The sequence below is a fragment of the Mucilaginibacter myungsuensis genome, assembly GCF_015222005.1.
GTDB lineage: Bacteria > Bacteroidota > Bacteroidia > Sphingobacteriales > Sphingobacteriaceae > Mucilaginibacter > Mucilaginibacter myungsuensis.
Map to the genome: position 1 here is coordinate 467969 of NZ_JADFFL010000002.1, position 15014 is coordinate 482982.

At 46.3% G+C, this 15014-nt stretch carries 13 protein-coding genes and 1 tRNA gene; 6 read left to right on the plus strand and 8 right to left on the minus strand.

The window, feature by feature from the left end; translation table 11 throughout:
• The first annotated feature begins 7 nt into the window (after positions 1-7).
• Entirely contained in the window at positions 8-1033 is a 1026-nt protein-coding gene (gene adhP, locus IRJ16_RS05900) for an alcohol dehydrogenase AdhP (RefSeq protein WP_194110599.1), read from the plus strand.
• Positions 1034-1318: 285 nt separating this feature from the next.
• Here the strand turns inward: adhP and IRJ16_RS05905 are convergent, their stop codons facing one another.
• The 8 genes from IRJ16_RS05905 to IRJ16_RS05940 all read right to left on the minus strand — a co-directional run bounded on the left by IRJ16_RS05905 (position 1319) and on the right by IRJ16_RS05940 (position 8549).
• Entirely contained in the window at positions 1319-3589 is a 2271-nt protein-coding gene (locus IRJ16_RS05905; RefSeq protein ID WP_194110600.1) for a peptidase domain-containing ABC transporter, read from the minus strand.
• A gap of 9 nt (positions 3590-3598) precedes the next feature.
• Positions 3599-4795 carry an HlyD family secretion protein gene (locus IRJ16_RS05910; RefSeq protein ID WP_194110601.1) on the minus strand — a complete coding sequence of 399 codons (1197 nt, stop codon included), beginning with the start codon at positions 4793-4795 and terminating at the stop codon, positions 3599-3601.
• Between the two features lie 102 nt (positions 4796-4897).
• On the minus strand, positions 4898-5119 hold the full coding sequence (locus tag IRJ16_RS05915) for a hypothetical protein (RefSeq protein WP_194110602.1): 222 nt from the start codon (positions 5117-5119) through the stop codon (positions 4898-4900).
• A 55-nt stretch (positions 5120-5174) separates the two neighbouring features.
• Positions 5175-5402, minus strand: coding sequence for a hypothetical protein (locus IRJ16_RS05920; protein ID WP_194110603.1), 228 nt, complete (start codon positions 5400-5402; stop codon positions 5175-5177).
• A gap of 109 nt (positions 5403-5511) precedes the next feature.
• On the minus strand, positions 5512-5739 hold the full coding sequence (locus tag IRJ16_RS05925; RefSeq protein WP_194110604.1) for a hypothetical protein: 228 nt from the start codon (positions 5737-5739) through the stop codon (positions 5512-5514).
• A gap of 108 nt (positions 5740-5847) precedes the next feature.
• Positions 5848-6075 carry a hypothetical protein gene (locus tag IRJ16_RS05930; protein ID WP_194110605.1) on the minus strand — a complete coding sequence of 76 codons (228 nt, stop codon included), beginning with the start codon at positions 6073-6075 and terminating at the stop codon, positions 5848-5850.
• 548 nt (positions 6076-6623) lie between these two features.
• Entirely contained in the window at positions 6624-8042 is a 1419-nt protein-coding gene (locus tag IRJ16_RS05935; protein WP_194110606.1) for a TolC family protein, read from the minus strand.
• Positions 8043-8477: 435 nt separating this feature from the next.
• A tRNA-Glu gene (locus IRJ16_RS05940) sits at positions 8478-8549 on the minus strand.
• A 248-nt stretch (positions 8550-8797) separates the two neighbouring features.
• On the opposite strand from IRJ16_RS05940, the gene IRJ16_RS05945 reads away from it, so the two are divergent.
• The 5 genes from IRJ16_RS05945 (at position 8798) to IRJ16_RS05965 (ending at position 14974) form a co-directional block, all read left to right on the plus strand.
• A complete protein-coding gene (locus IRJ16_RS05945) occupies positions 8798-10192 on the plus strand; it encodes a mercuric reductase (RefSeq protein ID WP_194110607.1) in 1395 nt (464 codons plus the stop codon).
• On the plus strand, positions 10192-11091 hold the full coding sequence (locus IRJ16_RS05950; RefSeq protein ID WP_194110608.1) for an ABC transporter ATP-binding protein: 900 nt from the start codon (positions 10192-10194) through the stop codon (positions 11089-11091). Before IRJ16_RS05945 ends, IRJ16_RS05950 begins: the two co-directional genes overlap by 1 nt.
• Entirely contained in the window at positions 11088-12656 is a 1569-nt protein-coding gene (locus tag IRJ16_RS05955; RefSeq protein ID WP_194110609.1) for an ABC transporter permease/substrate-binding protein, read from the plus strand. Before IRJ16_RS05950 ends, IRJ16_RS05955 begins: the two co-directional genes overlap by 4 nt.
• A gap of 157 nt (positions 12657-12813) precedes the next feature.
• The gene (gene egtB / locus IRJ16_RS05960; RefSeq protein WP_194110610.1) at positions 12814-13971 is read left to right on the plus strand and encodes an ergothioneine biosynthesis protein EgtB; all 1158 of its coding nucleotides are present in this window, start codon (positions 12814-12816) and stop codon (positions 13969-13971) included.
• A 16-nt stretch (positions 13972-13987) separates the two neighbouring features.
• Positions 13988-14974 carry an L-histidine N(alpha)-methyltransferase gene (locus tag IRJ16_RS05965; protein ID WP_194110611.1) on the plus strand — a complete coding sequence of 329 codons (987 nt, stop codon included), beginning with the start codon at positions 13988-13990 and terminating at the stop codon, positions 14972-14974.
• Positions 14975-15014 lie beyond the last annotated feature (40 nt).

Below are 15014 nucleotides of genomic sequence, written 5' to 3' on the forward strand. Positions count from 1 at the left end.
TAAAGCCATGATACCCAATAAAATGAAAGCCGCCGTAGTGCGAGCGTTCGGCGCGCCGCTACAGATAGAAGAAATGCCGGTACGCCGTCCCGGTGCAAACGAGATCTTAGTAAAAGTGGTCGCATGCGGCGTTTGCCATACCGATCTGCACGCCGTCCGCGGCGATTGGCCGGTAAAACCAAAACTCCCTCTTATACCCGGTCACGAGGGCATTGGCTATGTAGCGGCTTTGGGCAGCAATGTTAGCGGGGTTAAAGAAGGCGATATTGTTGGCGTGCCATGGTTATATAGCGCCTGCGGATGCTGCGAACATTGCATAACTGGCTGGGAAACACTTTGCAGCGATCAAAAGAACGGAGGCTACAGTGTGGATGGCAGCTATGCCGAATACGTAATAGCCGATGCGCGCTACGTAGCACATTTACCTGCCGGTACGGATATGATAAGCATGTCGCCAATACTGTGTGCCGGTGTTACAGTTTACAAAGGCATTAAAGAGACCGAAACCAAAGCTGGTGAATGGATAGCCATATCCGGCGCCGGGGGACTCGGACATTTAGCCATACAATACGCTAAAGCTATGGGGATGCACGTGGCGGCAATAGATGTCAGCGAGAAACAATTAGACCTTGCAAGATCTTTAGGTGCCGACATTGTAGTGAATGCCAAAGAACAAGATCCCGGCCAATCATTGCAAAAACAGACCGGCGGGATGCATGGCATATTAGTTACCGCGGTATCTCCCACCGCTTTTGAGCAAGGACTTGCCGCTCTGCGCAAGAAAGGCACAATGGCACTGGTTGGTCTGCCGCCGGGTAGCTTTCAATTGCCGATCTTTAACACGGTACTTAACCGCCAGACCGTTCGTGGGTCTATTGTAGGTACCCGAAAAGACATGCAGGAAGCAGTTGGCTTTGCCTTAGAAGGTAAAGTTAAAAGTATTGTGCATACTGCTAAATTAGAGGATATCAATAATGTGTTAGATCAAATGGAAAGCGGTAAAGTTGAAGGAAGAACGGTTTTGACGCTGTAAGATGAATATATAGAAAGATCCGGTCAAATTAGAGGATTTTCCTTGGGAGAGAGGCCGACTTTAAGAACCCTGAGGCGATTGAACACTGGCTATTAATAGATCTATTTCAATACCCAAACAACAAAAAAGCCGGTTCCTTGTAAGAAACCAGCTTAGCGTAGTCCGTAGGGGAATAAGCCCAAAGTTGTTTTTGCAGCATTTCAGCGTTATTGGACATCGTAAACATCATTTCCGACTTATTCAGCATTATTTGAATTTTACCTATTTCTACCCTAACCTTATATTTCACGCAGCTTTGGCTTTCTTACTTATACTGGCTAACTCTTTCGCCACCGGAAATTGTTGCTGCCACAAGTTATGATAGTGATCTTTCTTTTTAAGCAGTTCGGTATGGTTGCCTTCTTCTACAAGTTGTCCACGCTGTAATACCACGATCTTATCAGCATACATTATGGTGCTTAAGCGGTGCGCTATAATGATGATGGTCTTTTGTCTTTCCCTTAATAGATTGATTGCATTCTGTACGTGTTGTTCTGAACCTGTGTCTAATGATGACGTGGCTTCGTCCAATATCAATATCTCGGGGTCTCGGTATAGTGCACGGGCGATCGCTAAACGCTGACGCTGACCGCCGGACAGATTGGTGCCGTTCTCGCCCAAAAAGGTGTTAAAACCATTCGGTAAACGCTCAATAAAATCTGTTATCTCCAGGTCTTTGCAGATCTGCATCACCCGTTTCATATCGGGTTGCATATCGCCTACGGCGATGTTCTCGATCACGTTACCACCGAACAGATGCACTTCCTGTGGTACGACCGCCACCATGCGGCGCAAGCTTTCGTTGGTGATATATTTGATATCGTAGTCGCCGATGAATATCGAACCTGACTGTAAGGGGTAGATGTTCTGCATCAGGGATAGCAGCGTTGTTTTACCTGAGCCACTTTCACCAACAATGGCGGTGATCTGTCCTTTTTTGATCTCTAAATTCAGCCCTTCAAAAACGCTTGCACGTGTGCCGTAGCGGAAGTGCATATCCTTAAAATGGATATCACCGATCATATCAGACTCCAATTCGGCACGGTTCTCTACTGGTTCTTGTTCCAGATCCATGATCTCGAACAAGCGGTCGGCGGCAATACGGGCATCCTGGAAGGTTTTGTTCATACCTACCAGTCCGGCTACCGGCCCCATGAAATAGCCTACGATAGCATAAAAGGACAGCAACTCGCCGGGAGTTATTACTTTATTCAACACAAATGCCGAACCAGCCCAAAGCAGAATAATAGTAAAAGCGCTGGACACAAAGGAGCTCGCGTTGCCGATCCATAAGGCGTTCCGTCCCGCATCAAAAATGGTTTGCAACATGGTGATGAAGCGGGTCTCCGTCTTGAAGTTGGCAAAGTTCTCTAAGCCGAAACGTTTGATTGTGGCTACTGAATTGACTGATTCAACCAATTGCGTTTGCAGGTCGGCGGCATTCTCCATCAGTTTACGCTGTGTCTGCTTGTTCAGTTTGTTGCTGAAATAATAGATCACGCTGAACAAAGGAACTACGGTCAGCATGATGACCGCCAACTTCCAGTAATAAGTGAACATCAGCGCGAAGGAAAATATCAGGATGAAAACGTTGACGGCAAACATTACCAGCACTTCGTTAATGAACGACCGGATCTTTACCGCATCGTTGATACGGGAGATGATCTCACCCACGCGCATGCTGTCAAAAAATTGCTGCGGCAATTTAAGCAGGTGTTTGTAATAACCTAATATCAACCGGGCATCTATTTGCTGTCCTGTCTTTATAGTGATCAGTGTACGGGCATGATTAATGAACACCTGCACCAAAATGATCACGATCATGATAACGCCCATCAGATTAAGCAGGTTGCGGTTATCTTCGGGGAGCACATTATCCACGATCTTTTGAAGAAAAATAGATGTTGACAAACCAAGTATGGTATAAACAACAGCGCCTAATAGCACCTGCAACAACATAGCTTTATGGGGACGAAGCAAATACCAGAAACGCTGCTCTACCGATGTTTTCTGGTCACCGGCCACAAACTCTTCATTTGGGGCGATGAGCAATAATACGCCGCTCCACATTTTCTTAAAGTTATCATGTGATAGCTGGTGCATAAGCCCGTCTCCGGGATCCATTATCTCAACGTGTTTGTCGTTAATGCCGTAGATCACCACGTAATGTTCTAACCTGCCGTTAACGATTACATGCGCTATTGCTGGTACAGGCAAGTCGCCCATGTCATCAAATTCCGCGCGGACACCTTTAGCCGAGAAGCCCATTTTATTGGCGGCTTCTATCAAGCCTAATAAGTTCGTGCCTTTTTTATCTGTAGATGCATATTGTCGGATCAGCGCTATCGGCACATCCAGATCATAGTGCGCGCCAATGGAAGCGAGACAAGCTGCCCCGCAATCCATAATATCATGCTGTTTGACCTGGATGCGCTCTTGCTTGCGCTTGTTGGCCAACGCCTTACTGATACGCTGATACCAGGCCGAAGTTTTTGTAAATAGATCGCCGAACTTCATAAGCCTGTATTAAGAATTTTTAGTTTGATCCTCGGTCATGATCTTGCCGGGGTTAAGCCAATTATCGGCTTTATCATATAACAATTGGAACAATGTGCGACGGGTTATGCGGAAGTTAGCCTGCAAGGTCATCCCTTTTTTAAGTCTGCCAACATAGCCATTACGAAGTTTTAATTGATCAGCGTCCAGTTTGCACCGCACTTTAAAATAAGGCTGCTGCCCAGTATTGCCGAACACATCACTGGATACGGATATGATATTGCCGGTCAGTTTACCCCACTCGCGATAGTTAAAAGCATCTATCAAAAAGTTGACCTTTACGTTCGGTTTCAAATAGCCAATATCTTTGGGTTGCACATACGCCTCCGCGATCAAGCCATTATCGGGGGATATTTCGGCCAATATTTCACCTGCTGTCACCGTGCTGCCGGGTTGGATGCCTTTTACATTTTGCACTACACCGGCTATCGGTGCGCGTAAGGTATAGTAATCTTTTTGCTCTTTTAATCCTTCACCTGTCGAGCTTAGGCTACGCATGCGTATCTGCAGGTTAGCGAGGTCGGCTTGCCAACGGCTGCCTTGTTCCTCATAAACAGACTGCAAGGTGCTCGACGCATTCTTATTAGCGAGATCCACTGCATCGAATTCGGCCGAAGATATCGCGTGATTTTTATATAAATAGGCGTAGCGGTTATAGTTTCGTCTTGCCGACTCGGCAGTAGCTGCCGCGCCCCTCACCCTTTGCAAAAAAGCCACATACTGTTGGCTGTATAATTGAGAGGTCAGTGGTGGTTTAGAGGTCCATTTATTGTTGATAGATAACTGTGCTAATTTTTGCAGATCGGCTAATTGTGCGGAATATTCGGCTTGTTGGGTTTGGGCCATGATATCTTCCTGACTAAGGGCAGCAGCTTTCAGCACCACCAGCACCTGCCCTTTTTTAACCGGCATGTTCTCTTTGATCAACACCGAATCTACCCGGGCGGATACCAGCGTCTTGATATCGTCATGCCCCGTTGTCGACGTTACCATGCCCGCGCTTTTGACATTAACATCTACCTTGATAAAGAACATCGCCAAAACCGCCAACACAATAATGGCCAAAACCATCCGATAGATCAGATTGGTCTTAGGGTTATATTTATGGAAATGATACTCGGTGGTCATCGCCATAAACTCGGCCGGGAAAATGTCTTGCTTTTCCATAAGTTCTGGTTAATTAAATAGCAAAAGGCTGCAAAGTGTTTGCACAAAAACGGGCTGACTTACGCCAACCCGATCTTGATCTATAAAAAACAGGGGATATGATCACCCTTGTTGGCTATTTGCGTTGGTGCCTGCACCAATGCGAACGTCTTTCAGTACCTCTAATTTAGACTCATAGCTACGGCCCTGACCATCGTTATAGCTATAGCTAAGCGACAATAAGCTGCCTGTGCCTAACGCGATACCAGTGCTGGAACTTGCCGCGCCATCCGAACCACCGTTAACCAACTGTAGTTCGGCTTTATTTAATTCCTGTGCTTTCATAATAGTAGAAATAAGGAAAGCCCCTTGCGGGGCCTTCCATGCATAAATGTTATAATTACTGTGTCAGCTGGCTGAACATGCTGCCCAGGTCTAACCCGATGCCGTTACCTAACGATAATGAAGAAGCTTGTTTTTCATCACCATCCTGACTGGCCTGGCTGAACGATAATAAATTACCGATACCTAATGAGCCCATTAAACCACTGTTGCTTGACGAATCATCAAATAATCCACCACCGTTAATTGCTTTTAACTCTTGGCTATTCAATTCTTGCGTTTTCATAACTATATTATTTAGATGTATTGCGCCTACTCTGTTACAGGTTTTCGGCGATCCCCTGTTGGTTTTGTAAAAGCGGGCTTTTTACACCCGCTTCCGGTTATAGAGGTTATTATTTGGTAATTTTGCTGAACACACTGCCCAGATCCAAACCGATACCATTACCGGCTGAGAAATTTGAGGCTTGTGCTTCGTCGCCATCTTGTGATGCCTGGCTAAATGACAATAGGTTACCAATGCCTAAAGACCCGGCTACACCACTGTTGCTTGCTGAATCATCAAATAATCCACCACCATTCACTTCTTTCAATTCTGCGTTTTTCAATTCTTGCGTTTTCATAATAGATATTGTTAGATGTTTTGCTTACTCTGTTTCAGGTTTTCGGCAGCCCCTGTAAGTTTTTTAAAAGCGGGCTATAACGCCCGCTTAATTATTTTAGGCTACCAATTACTTGGTGATGCTGTTAAAGACACTGCCCAGATCTAAGCCGATACCATTACCTAATGATAATGATGAAGCTTGATACTCGTCGCCATCTTGTGATGCCTGGCTAAATGATAATAAATTACCGATACCTAATGAACCTGCGATACCGCTGTTGCTTGATGAATCGTCAAATAATCCACCGCCGTTAATTGCTGTTAATTCTTTTGCATTCAATTCTTGCGTTTTCATAATAGTAGTATTTAAATGTCGCTTACTCTGTTCCAGGTTTTCAGCAGCCCCTGTTTTGATTAACCTTTCTGAAAATAAATTTCGTTATCGTTATTGAACTATTAACCGAAACTGTGCCAAACGTGCCGATCGGCTATTTCAAAGCCACGTCATAAAAGAGTGCTCAAACAACCAATAGGCGTAAAAAGCAGGAAACCGGGTGTAAATTTATCTCGTTAGTACCTGCGCCTTTGGTATACAGCGATCCGTCCATTCTGCGCACTTCAGGTTCTAATACCGTCTTAATATGGGCGTTCAGCTTTACTACCAAAAAGAGGGAAAGTAGTGATCATAGGCAATGAGGGTGACCGGCATTTTAGTATTGATCTGTAAGACAGTGTTGTGCCAATGGCACTGATTGGCCCAATGAAAGGGCGATCAGGAAATCAGTTTTGCGAGCCAAACATCATTAGTTAGTGCCTGAGGTTGTTCAAAAGTGCCTTTAGCGCTAAATAAAAAGCCATCCGTATTGGAGACAGATGGCTTTTTTTATATTTTGGCGGGATGCCTTAATCGAACTTGATCTTGTTGCCTAAGTAGTAATCGATCACTTTGCTTTTAAGGATAAGCTCATATTTGGTCTGTATCAAGGCGAACTCGGCGCTGTTACGCTCTGTAGCCGCGATGTTAATGTCCAGACTATTCACCAATCCAACCGTATAACGGTCACGCATCACTTTAAAAGCATCCTGTGCAGACTTAAAGGTGACCAATGCTGCCTGGTAACGCTTTTGTGTAGCATGAACATCCCAAACGGCCTCGGCTACGGTCTTGTCGATATTGCTTTTGGTCAACTCTTCGGTAGCCAAGGCATTTTGATGCGCCAACTTGGCTTTACGGATATTGATATTAGATCGGAAGCCATTGGCGATGGGAATACTTAACGACAATCCCGCTACCTGCGTAAAGTTGTTTCGTAACTGGTCGCCGAAAGGTATAGGGCGGTTACCATATATAGGCGCAAGCACGGTCGCGTCAGTATTAGCTACCACACCGATGGGTACTGTACCCGTGATCTGCGTAGCTAATAATGTAGTGGCGCTGCTGGAGTAGCTTGACGTTAACCCACCAGCAAGAGATAAGATGGGGTATTGCCTGCCTTTGGCGGCATCCACCGCTTTTTCGGCTGCTAACCTGTTATTGGTAGCTAATAAAATGTCAGGGTAGTTTTGCAGGGCTGCCTGGTAAACATCAGGTGCGGTGTAGGCAAGATTAAGCTTTTCTACCTGATCCTTTGCCGGGTCGACCACCAAGAATGGCTTGTTGCGATCTCGCTCCATAGCGTGGGCCAACGTCAGGTAGGCGCGTTCCATCTCGTTCTGCGCATTGGTTTGATTAGACTCCGCATTGGCCACCTGCGACTTGGCCTGCGAAAGATCTGCCAAGGTTTTCTGCCCAACTTTAAAGAACTTTTGCTGGCGCTCTACTTCTTCTTTAGCAAATATCAATTGTTGTTTGGCAGCGGCGAGCAGGTCACGGTTACTCAGCACCCTTAGGTAGGTATACAGTACCAATAATGTCAGATCATTTTTGATCTTTGCTACCTGGTTCTTGTTGGCTTCTAACAAATATTTACTTTGCTTGATATCGTTCATCTTAGCGAAGCCCTGGAAAAGGGTCACATCCGCAAAAAGATTGCCTTGAGCTATGGTGGATGCCGCTCCTGTGAACTGACTCGTCGTTGGATCAACGGTCCTGCCGAACAGTCTGTAGGTAGCCAAGCTGCCGTTGAGCGTTGGCAAGGTCGAGCCTTTGGCCAATTTAACGTTCTCGTACGATATCGCTTCATCAAACCGGGCTTGCCGCACCTGTATATTGCGCGTGACGGCACTGTCTATGGCTTGTTCAAGCGTGATCTTCTCTTGAGCAAAAACATTTGTGCTTACCAAGACCGATCCGATAAGCAGGGTACGTAAAGTTGTTGACATTTGGGCAGATATTTGTCATTTAAACAGAGCGAGAAGGGTTGTTTGTTTTGCAAGAGTTACAGTTGATCAGAGCAAAAAGGTTTGATGAGCAATACTAATTTAAGCGTGACCAAAAGATATTATGCCCGCTCTTGAGATAGGGCTCCAAAGAGATCTGCGATGGAAGAAAAACAAAAAACAAGCATCCCTTTGATGATGGTTTTTTACCCTTTTTGCTGATGGGTAAATTGAATTTTCTCAAATCATCCGGCTGGGTAAAAATGTCCTTTTTAATTGTTCGGTTGTTCGGTCGGGCTGTTTTAATGAAGGTCGCTGATCTTAAACTTTACCTTATTTCAGCTTCATTCCGCGTCATTCGTGATCATTGGAATTTTACCCCTCTCAATACCCAAGCAATAAAAAAGCCGGTTCCTTGTAAGAAACCGGCTTTTTCCGTAGTCCATAGGGGAATCGAACCCCTGTTACCAGAATGAAAATCTGGCGTCCTAACCCCTAGACGAATGGACCATCTGTTGGGCCAAAATTTTGAGGGATTATCTCTTGTTTTGGGACTGCAAAGGTAAGCAACAGATGATATTTTCCAAATTATTTTGAAAAAAATTTAAAAAAAGTTTTTACCTGTTTGTGTAAGTTGCTCATTTGCAAATAAAAAAAGTTTATGGCTATTGTTCGCTTTGGCATTATCGACAACGATGTTAAACATATACCGCAACCAACGGTTACCTATTTTCTACATCAGACCTTAAAATATCCTTATGGAAAATACATATTATGATGCTATTGTGATCGGCGCCGGGCAGGCGGGTGTCCCGCTGGCAAAAAAGCTGGCCAAGGCAGGGAAAAAGACCGCGCTTATTGAGAAACGGTACATCGGCGGTACTTGCGTTAACGATGGCTGCACACCTACCAAAGCCATGATCGCGTCGGCAAGGTTAGCATACCTGGCCGGGCGTGAGGACGATATGGGCGTACACATCGATGGTTTTAAAATTGATCTGCCGGCTATCATCAAGCGTAAGGATGGCATCGTTAAGAATGCGCGCGATGGTAGCCTGCAAGTTTTAGAAAGCACAAAGGGTTTAGATGTCCTTTTCGGCGAGGCATCCTTCATCAGCGAGAAGACCTTGTCGGTTATCTTAAATAATGGGGGCACAGCCGAGATATCAGCCGGGTGGATATTCATAGATACGGGAACAGTAGCATTGATCCCCGAGATAGATGGGTTGGAAGATATCGAATACCTGACCAACACCAGCATCCTGGAGTTGACCGAGATCCCAGAGCATTTGCTGATCATTGGCGGTAATTATATCGGGTTAGAATTTGGCCAGATGTTCAAACGTTTTGGTAGCAAGGTGACGATACTGGAAAAGTCAGAAAGATTGCTAAAAAAAGAAGACAAAGATATTTCGGAGTGCCTGACCAATATCCTGACCGAAGAAAAGATAACCATACACAATAGCGCACACGTTCAGAAATTTAAGAAGAATGCTGACGGTAAGATTGTGGCCGCGATCAGGATGGAAGATGGCAAAGACCACCAGCTTACCTGCTCGCACGTGTTGGTCGCTGCCGGGCGTGTACCGCAAACTAAAGCGCTTAACTTGCACAACGCCGGGGTAGAGTTAGACGACAAAGGTTTTATTAAGGTTGATGGCTACCTGGAAACCAACGTTAAAGGCATCTACGCGCTGGGTGATGTAAAGGGCGGCCCGCAATTCACGCATATTGCCTACAACGACTATACCATCGTCTATCGTAACCTGATCGAAGGTACTAACTACAACACCGCGGATCGACCTGTGCCTTACTGCATGTTCACCGATCCGCAGTTGGGCCGGGTGGGCATTACCGAGCAGGAAGCCAAAAACCAGAAACTGAACTATAAAATAGCTACCTTGAGCATGGAACGCGTGGCACGTGCCGCAGAGGTTAGTGAGACCCGTGGTATGATGAAAGCGGTGGTGGATGCCGACAGCAAGCAGATATTGGGCGCGGCCATCATAGGCGAGCAAGGCGGCGAGATCATGAGTGTATTGCAAATGGCGATGGAAGGCGGGATCACTTACGATCGTATCCGATACTGCGTATTTGCACACCCCACGTATTCCGAATCGTTGAATAATCTTTTTATGTCGATAGAGGACTAATGATCAAAGTCGAGAACCTGAGTAAATATTTTGGAGAAATAAGAGCTGTTGATGAGGTTTCATTCGAGGTAGCCGAAGGGGAGAATCTGGTGCTACTGGGCACCAGTGGCTGTGGCAAGACCACCACGCTTAAAATGATCAACCGCCTGATAGAGCCGACATCGGGATCCGTCTTTATCAATGATCAGAACATCATGGATCAGCAGCCCGAATCCTTGCGACTTGGCATCGGCTATGTGCTGCAAAACACTGGACTGTTCCCTCACTACACCATCGAAGAAAATATTGCTGTTGTGCCCCAGCTATTGGGTTGGGATCACGCCCGAATAAAAGAACGCACGCAACAACTGATCGGCAAACTACATCTGGATGCGTCATTACTAAAAGTATATCCTGCGCAGTTAAGCGGAGGGCAGCAGCAACGTGTGGGGCTTGCCCGCGCCTTAATGGCCGATCCGCCTACATTGCTGATGGATGAACCCTTTGGTGCGCTTGATAACGTGACCCGTGCCGGTATCCGCAAAGAATTCCTTCAATTAGATGAACTGACCCGAAAGACCATCATCATGGTCACTCATGATGTGCAGGAGGCCTTTGAATTGGGCGATCGCATCTGCCTGATGGATAAGGGTCGCGTGGTACAGATCGGTACGCCGAAAGAGTTGTTGTTCCAACCCGCCGATCAATTTGTGAGCACGTTCTTGCAAAGCGACAGATTGCAACTGGAATTTCGTTCGGTCACTCTTAATGATATTCGCGAGCATCTTCCCAAAACAGATACGGTCAATAAAGATCAGAGTCTTTGGTCGGCTATGGAAAGTGCCGATAAAGACGGAGTTGCGGATCTGAGTCAATTGATGAATGCGTTCAACCAATACCAAACCAAAATAAAGGCATGAAGGATCAGCAAAATTTATGGGCCTTTATGTACCAGGAGTCGGATAAACTGCTGACCCAAACGTTGCAGCATATCGGGTTGACTTTCATCTCGCTCATCATAGCGGTGTTGGTCGGTTTGCCGTTGGGGATATTTATCGCACGTAAAAAGCGATATTCGGGCGCGGTGTTGGGCATCGCCGGAGTTATGCAGACCATTCCAAGCATCGCCTTGCTTGGTTTTATGATACCGTTATTAGGCATTGGTGCTAAGCCTGCTATAGTGGCCCTATTCATCTACGCGCTATTACCTATCATCCGTAATACTTACACCGGCATTTTAGGTGTCGACGCTTTTGTTACCGAGGCTGCCACCGCTATGGGAATGAGCAAAAAGCAGATCCTATTCAAAGTAGAATTGCCCTTGGCCATGCCCGTTATCCTTGCAGGGATACGTACCGCTACGGTAATCAACGTAGGCGTAGCCACGCTCGCTTCCTTTATTGCCGCCGGTGGCTTGGGAGAGTTCATCTTTGGAGGGATATCGCTCAATAATACCAACATGATCCTCGCCGGGGCCATACCTGCGGCCTTACTGGCTATTATCTTCGACTTTTTATTGTCACGACTACAGAACATCAGGCTTAAGAAGCTAAAACCTGCTACTGCCACTATACCCGTGCTACTGCTAATTTTAGCGTCGCTCTACTTCATTCCATCTGCCTACGGCAGTAAGCTATTAGCCGGCTTTACGCCCGAGTTTATGGGAAGGCAGGACGGTGACCTTGGCCTGAAACAAAAGTATGGCTTAAAGATCCGCACCATTGTGATCAGCGATGCGGTGATGTATAAAGCCGCTTTCGAAAAAGAACTGGATGTGATCAGTGGTTACTCTACTGATGGTCGTCTGAAAGCTTTTGGCCTGATGGTGCTTCAGGATGACAAGGGCATCTTCCCGCCTTACTATGCTGCGCCCATCGTTCGGCAGTCGTCGTTAAAAAAGTTCCCGGATCTGGAAAAGACCTTGGATCTATTAGCCGGCCACATCAACGATTCTATCATGACAGAGTTGAATTATCGCACCGACTATCTGCACCAAAGCCCGGAACGCGTGGCAAAGGATTTTTTAGTGGAGCAACGATTATTTAAACCATCGTGCAATGGGACGGACGGCGTTGTCCGCATCGGTTCAAAGATTTTTGGCGAGCAGTATATTTTGGCGCAGATGTACAGCATGCTGATACAGGGTTACACCAACCACTCAGTATCCACAAAAACAGGTTTGGGCGGCACCAAGATATGTTTCGACGCGCTGACCAATGATCAGATAGATCTGTATCCCGAATACACCGGCACCGGTCTGCTGGTGCTTTTGCAACCTGACAGTAAAATTGTTGATAGTCTAACTGTAGATAAAAATAAGACCTACAACTTTGTGCGAACCGAGTTCGTAAAAAAGTATAACATCGCCTGGCTAAAACCGATAGGGTTTAATAATTCATACGCATTGATGATGCGACAAAAACAGTCGGATCAATTAGGTGTTAAAACAATATCCGATCTGAAGAAATATCTGGACAAGAAGTAATTCAGACCGGCAACCAAAGTCCGCTTAGGCGGCAGCAAAAACCAAATGAAAATGCTTTAGGTACGATCTATTCCGGTCGGCGCAGAGCATATTAATTAACCAAATATCTTGCGCTTTTTTTAAGAGGGCGGGAGATAAATATGCATCGCCCTACAAAATGGCTTCATCGGAACTGATAGCTCGTTATCACCAAATTCGTAAACATACCGAGGATATCTGCTCGCACCTGCAAACTGAGGATTACGTGGTGCAGCCCGTGGCCGATGTGAGTCCGCCTAAATGGCATTTGGGCCATACCACCTGGTTTTTTGAGACCTTTATCCTGAAGCCTTATTTTATGGGCTATCAGGAATTCAACCCTAATTACAATTTCGTTTTCAATAGCTATTACGAGACCGTCGGCACTCGCGTCATACGAACAGATAGAGGGAATTTGAGCCGACCGTCCGTCATCGATATTTACAGTTACCGCGGTTATGTAGATAAGGCTATGGACGACTTTCTTTGCGCCGAACCATCTATCGAGGTAAAAGAACTGCTGATCCTTGGTTTTAATCATGAGCAGCAACATCAAGAGTTACTCTATTACGATATCAAATACATCCTGGGCAATAATCCGCTGTTCCCGGCTTACAACAAAGCCTACCACATGCCTAAATTGGAGAAGACCGGCAGAGACTTTATCCGCATCAGCGAAGGTGTTTACGAGGTCGGTTATCAGGGCGATGATTTCTGTTTCGATAACGAATTGAACCGGCACAAGGTGTACCTAAATGATTTTGAAATAAGTCCCGACCTGGTTACCAACGGCGAATATCTGGAATTTATCAATGCTAACGGCTATCACGATTTCCGCTATTGGCATATGGAAGGCTGGGGCTGGGTAAATGATAACAAAGTGGAGTGCCCCATGTATTGGCACAACATTGATGGGGAGTGGCATACCTACACCTTCCGTGGGTTAGAAAAACTGAACCTTGATGAGCCGGTAGGCCATATCAGTTATTACGAGGCTTACGCCTATGCATCGTGGCGGGGTATGCGCTTGCCTACCGAGTTTGAGTGGGAGGTAGCCGCGCCGCAACTTAACTGGGGCCACGCCTGGGAGTGGACCGAGAGCGCCTACCTGCCTTACCCGGGTTTCAGCAAGGCACCGGGAGCTATTGGCGAATACAATGGCAAATTTATGGTGAACCAAAAAGTGTTGCGGGGCGCATCAGTAGCTACGCCGCCGGGGCACGGGCGGGTCACCTATCGTAATTTTTTCCATCCCAATTTGCGGTGGCTGTTCAACGGCATCCGGTTGGCTAAATAAACCTATGAAGAACACTATGGAAGCATTATTAAAACTAAGGGCCATCTTCCCTGAGAACTTTAACGCTCAATTTTATATTGATGTGATCAACGGTCTGCAGTCGGAGCCGAAGCATTTGGATGCCAAATATTTTTACGATGCTGAGGGTGATAAGCTTTTTCAGCAGATCATGAATTGTGAGGAGTATTATCTCACCGATTGCGAAATGGAGATATTCCGTCAGCAAACGGCAGAGCTTTCAGAAGTGATCATGCAAGGCGGCCAACCATTCGACCTGATCGAACTCGGTGCCGGCGATGCCACCAAATCTACTCACCTGCTGCGCGATCTGATCAAACAAGAAGCAGATTTTACCTACCTGCCGATAGATATCTCAAGTCATGTGATATCTACCTTGAACGCAACACTGCCGCTATCCGTACCCGGCCTAAAGATCAAAGGCCTGCAAGGCGAATATTTTGAGATGCTGAAAAAAGCGGCCGACATATCAACCAACCGTAAGGTGGTACTTTTTATGGGTGCTAACATCGGTAATATGCCGGTGGCTGATGCCGAAGACTTTTGTGAGGAGTTACGCCGCAACTTAAACCCGGGAGATATGGTGCTGATCGGCTTCGACCTGAAGAAAAACCCGGAGACCATCCTGGCCGCTTATAACGATAGCGAAGGCATCACCAAGGAATTTAACCTGAATCTGCTCCGCCGGATCAACCGCGAGTTAGGTGCTAATTTTAATGTCGATACCTTCCACCACTATGCTATGTATGACCCAGAGACCGGGTCATGCAAAAGCTACCTGGTGAGTTTAAAAGAACAGGTGGTGACCTTCCCCGATGGCGAAGAGATCCACTTTAAACGCGACGAATACATTTGGATGGAGATATCTCAAAAATATAGTCTGGACCAAACGAAAGAGTTCGCTTTAAGATCAGGCTTTAAGCCGGTGGCTAACTTTTTTGATAGTAAGGGGTGGTTTGTTGATGCGGTTTGGGTGGCAGAGTAGGCTGCTGCGCGTCATTGGGTCATTTGCCTTCGGCTGTCAT